Source organism: Candidatus Accumulibacter vicinus (genome assembly GCF_000584955.1).
Classification (GTDB): domain Bacteria; phylum Pseudomonadota; class Gammaproteobacteria; order Burkholderiales; family Rhodocyclaceae; genus Accumulibacter; species Accumulibacter vicinus.
The window spans coordinates 186,062-190,184 of record NZ_JDSS02000021.1 but is presented as its reverse complement, the minus strand read 5'-3'; the positions used below and the strand labels follow the sequence as shown (position 1 = coordinate 190,184).

At 65.4% G+C, this 4,123-nt stretch carries 4 protein-coding genes and 1 pseudogene; 2 read left to right on the top strand and 3 right to left on the bottom strand.

Translation table 11 applies throughout. The features are described from left to right. Positions 1 to 222 precede the first annotated feature (222 nt). Entirely contained in the window at positions 223 to 504 is a 282-nt protein-coding gene (locus CAPSK01_RS09700; RefSeq protein ID WP_034925774.1) for a DUF1778 domain-containing protein, read from the top strand. After that, complete coding sequence (locus tag CAPSK01_RS09695; RefSeq protein WP_034925772.1) at positions 501 to 1,019, top strand: GNAT family N-acetyltransferase; 519 nt, start codon at positions 501 to 503, stop codon at positions 1,017 to 1,019. Before CAPSK01_RS09700 ends, CAPSK01_RS09695 begins: the two co-directional genes overlap by 4 nt. Positions 1,020 to 1,100: 81 nt before the next feature. Here the strand turns inward: CAPSK01_RS09695 and CAPSK01_RS22545 are convergent, their stop codons facing one another. The 3 genes and pseudogenes from CAPSK01_RS22545 to CAPSK01_RS22535 all read right to left on the bottom strand — a co-directional run bounded on the left by CAPSK01_RS22545 (position 1,101) and on the right by CAPSK01_RS22535 (position 4,108). Continuing rightward, positions 1,101 to 1,628, bottom strand: a complete 528-nt coding sequence (locus CAPSK01_RS22545) for a DUF6537 domain-containing protein (RefSeq protein ID WP_337958569.1) — start codon at positions 1,626 to 1,628, stop codon at positions 1,101 to 1,103. 229 nt (positions 1,629 to 1,857) lie between these two features. Beyond that, positions 1,858 to 2,319 (bottom strand): annotated as a pseudogene (locus CAPSK01_RS22540) (2-oxoacid:acceptor oxidoreductase family protein); the annotation flags it as partial. Positions 2,320 to 2,560: 241 nt separating this feature from the next. After that, positions 2,561 to 4,108, bottom strand: a complete 1,548-nt coding sequence (locus tag CAPSK01_RS22535; RefSeq protein WP_273703469.1) for a transposase — start codon at positions 4,106 to 4,108, stop codon at positions 2,561 to 2,563. Between the last annotated feature and the right edge of the window lie 15 nt (positions 4,109 to 4,123).

Sequence of the window (4,123 nt, the reverse complement as noted above, 5' to 3'; positions counted from 1 at the left end):
TGAAGGCTCATATACTCTCGATGGGGCCGTTGGATTTCCTATCCTTTCGGCCGAGATCTCGGGGTCTGACAGCGGCGGCAGGTTGAGCTGAGCTCTTGCGAAGCTCAACGAGTTCCGTCGGCGCGCCGCAAGGACGGCGTGTGCGTAGGGTCTGCAATCAGGCGTCTTGCAGCGTGCGCACATCCGGCGTACATTCTTGGTGTTCATTTCCGGAAATCCGCCATGACCAGCACCGCCATCAAGGAAAGCCGCCTCAACATCCGCTGCGACAGGCGTGCGCGCGAACTGCTCGAACGCGCGGCCGCTTACTCGCATGTCAGCATTTCGGAGTTCGTGCTCACGCAGGCCGTGGCTTCAGCCGAGCGAGTGGTCGAGGCCCACGCGTCGATCACCCTGCAAGCGGCGGATTTCGCGGCTTTTCTCGCCGCTCTCGACGCGCTTGACGGGCCAAACGCTGCACTGCAGCGCGCCTTCCAGCGCCATGCGAGCAGCCTCCGGAAGTGAGTGCTTATCGGATCAACCCGCTCGACGCCGCACAGGATGTCGCTGCTTTCCACTGCGGCAGCCCGCCGCTCGACGAGTACATTCGCCGCTATGCGTCGCAAGATGTGCGGAAAGACGTGGCGCGTGTCTTCGTTGCCACGCCCGACGATCAGCCGGAGCGATTGGCGGGTTTCTTCACCCTGAGCGCCGGCAGCGTCGCTTGCGGCGATCTGCCGTCTGCGCTGGCACGCAAGCTGCCTCGCTATCCGGTGCCGATCGCCCTCATAGGTCGCCTCGCCGTCGATACGCAGTTTCAAGGAAAGGGCTTGGGGTCGATTCTGCTGGCCGACGCTTGCGCGAAAGTCGTGCAGGCCGGCGCGGTGCTGGCCGTCGCCGGCATTGTCGTCGACGCCAAGGATCAAGCGGCTGCGGCGTTCTACACACATTTCGGCTTCGTCCCTTTGCCCGGCCGACCCGACCGCTTCTTGCTGCCTGCGAGCCTGCTGCCGAAAGACCAGCCTGGTGGGTCGGGTTAGCACAGCGTAACTCGACGGGGTTGTCGGGTTGCGGCCTGCGGCCTGACCCGACCGATGGGGCGATGACGCTCCGACGCTCGCTCACGCCGCGTTCGCCTGGCCGCTGGCTGGCGCCGCGAGCAGTTGCCGGCGCAGGCCGTCGCGTCTGGCGCGGGCCTGCCGCACCGACGCCGTCTTGACGTGCCCGAAGCCACGAATCCGTTCCGGCACGCTCGCCAGATCGATGGCAGTGGCCAGCGTGTCGGGTTTGAGTTGCGCGAGGATCAGTTCGACATCGGCCTCGTAGTCGGTGATCAGTTGCCGTTCCATGCGCCTTTCGTCGGTCCTGCCGAAGGGGTCGAGGAAGGTGCCGCGCAGGCCCTTGAGCCGGCTCAAGCAGCCGAACGCGGTCATCATCCAGGCGCCGTAGCTGCGCTTGCGGATTCGGCCTGTTTGCGGGTCCGGCCGCGCGAGGAGCGGCGGCGCGAGATGGAAGCGCAGCGTGAAGTCGCCTTCGAACTCTTCCGCCAACTGCCGGCGGAAAGCCGGATCGGCGTGCAGTCGCGCGACTTCGTACTCGTCCTTGACCGCCAGCAACTTGCCGTAGGCGCGAGCGACAGCTTCGCTCAGGGCGGTCGATTGCAGCGGCGCTTCGGTAGCGCGCGTTCTGATACGCGGTGAGGGTCTCGACGCGTCGCTCGATCACCTCGTCGAGGCTGCGCGAGATTGGCAGCGCCGTCGGCGTACCCGCCGGTTGCAGCAGGCGGCGGACGGCTTCCGGGTCGTGCGCGGCGCGCCGGCCCCAGAGAAAGGCCTGGCGGTTCTGCTCGACGGCGGCGCCGTTGAGCTCGATCGATCGGTCGATCGCCGCCAGCGAGAGCGGCACCAGCCCGCGTTGCCAGGCGACGCCGAGCAGGAACAGGTTGCCGTAGAGCGCGTCGCCCATCAGGCGGCGGGCCATCGCGGCGGTGTCGAGGAAAAGGGTCCGGCCGGCGCCGCAGGCTTCGTCGACGCGGGCCTGCATCGCTTGCTGCGGAAATTGCCAGTCGGGGTTGTGCGTGAATTCGGCAGTCGGTGTTTCGGCGACGTTGACGACTGCCCGTGTCTTGCCGGCAAGAACCTTCGACAAGGCTTCGGCGCCGGCGGTGACCACGAGGTCGCCGCCGATCACGGCGTCCGCTTCGCCGGTGGCGATGCGCGCGGCATGCAGGTCCTCGGGTCGGTCGGCGATGCGCAGGTGCGAAAAGACGGCGCCGAATTTCTGCGCCAGGCCGGTCATGTCGAGAACCGAGACACCCTTGCCGTCGAGGTGCGCGGCCATGCCGAGCAGCGCGCCGAGAGTGACGACGCCGGTACCGCCGACGCCGGTGATCAGGATGTTGAAGGGGTGGCGCGTGTCGGCGAGTACGGGGTCGGGAAGGTTGGCAAGAGCCGTGGAAAAAGCGCTGGCAGGAGCGCTGGCCAAGCCGCCATCGTCGCTGGCGATGGCGCGGCCGGCGCGCAGCCTGCCGCCTTCGACGCTGACGAAACTCGGGCAGAAGGCATTAACCTAGAATCCTCTGTTAACTCGCTCCCAGTGCGAGAGAAGGGGGAGCCAAAGGCGTAGGAGGCGATGTTTTTGGTCTGGCGTTGATGATTTTATCGACGATGTAGCGGACAAGCGCCGGCCATCGGGCAGCTTTCGGCAACTGAGGCGCACTTGCCAGAACATGGTCAAGACCCTTGCGAACATTGACGATCATCGCTTTGATTTGGTCCACCGCCGCATGGGAAAGCGTGAGTAGCAAGCGGGACTGGCCGGCGTGCTCGGTCAGGCGGCCCACGCCGGCGAGCAACATCGGGCGACTGGTGATCGCTTCCAGGCGTGTCTTCGGGTGCGCAAGGCGCACATACCAACTCCACCAGTTGTAGATCAGCGCCACCGCCCGCGCCGAGAGGTTGCAGCGCTCCAGATCCTGTGTGGTGTAGCCGCCCCAGCCCCACTGGTTCTTCAGTTCGTCGAAGCCATTTTCGCAATCGGCCCGATCCCGGTACAACTGGCCGATGGCTTGTATCGAGTAGTCGGCGTTGCTGACCAGGACGGCGTATTCCCAGAGTTTGGCGGCCTCGGAATGGTCGAGGAACTGCAACTCGGGCTGCGGGTTCTCATGACTTGCGTCGGCGACCAGGCTGGACTTGACACGTCGCCGCAGTACCACGACACGCCGCGCGCGAGTCCAGCCCGCCAACTGGAGTTCGGCTTCCACGGCGTCCAGACCCTGGCCGACACCCTGCCAGTCGCCTCGCCGCCAGAGCCGCTCGATCAGACGCTTGACCCCCGCCGTTTGCTTGAGCTTGAAGAGATAGTGCTGCCCCATCTCTTCCATCTCGGCCATCATGCCTTCATTGCCGAAGGCGATATCGCCGCGCACCAGGACGGGACGCTCCTCAGGCGCGAGCCGTTCAAGCAGCAGGCGTAGCCGGGGCCGGCTGTATTTGCCGGCACTGGCTGTGCCCCCTTGCACCTCCACATCAAGCACCAGACGCAGGTTGCCGATCCAGTAGGTGTGCAGCGTATGACTGGGGCGTCCCGGTTTCGTGGGGTTATAGCCGATCTCGGCGCCCGCCTGGTGGCCGTAGAGCAGCTTGACGGTCGTGTCGACATCGAGAATCCAGGGCGTACTTAGCGCTTCTCGGCTACTCTCCGAAAGTGCGGTGTCCATCCACGCCGTACTCTTCGCCAGTTGCGCCGACCGAGCAGCGCGTTCTTCGTCGCTGCAGTATCGGGGTTGATTCGGCGCCAGATGCGCCAGAGCGCGGCGCAGGCTTTCATCGCTGATGATCTTGTTCATGCCCAGAATCTGTGGCGCGACTTTGTCGCCACGCAGTCCGGTCACGTGCGCATAGCGCCGCTGGCCATCCAGGATCGACAATAGCCAGGTGCCGAGAACGTCAACGACTTCCGGTGCGTTGGGGCTGGTGTACGCCATCGGGCACCCGTCCCGCCAGCGGGCGAATAGACCCGAGACTTCGAGGAACTCGGCAAAGAACGCCAACTGCCCCAAGGCCGTAGCACTTCCCCCTTCGTCCCAGCGAACGTGAAATCGCCCCCCAGGCGTCGCCACCCGCATCTCCAGCGCCGTTTG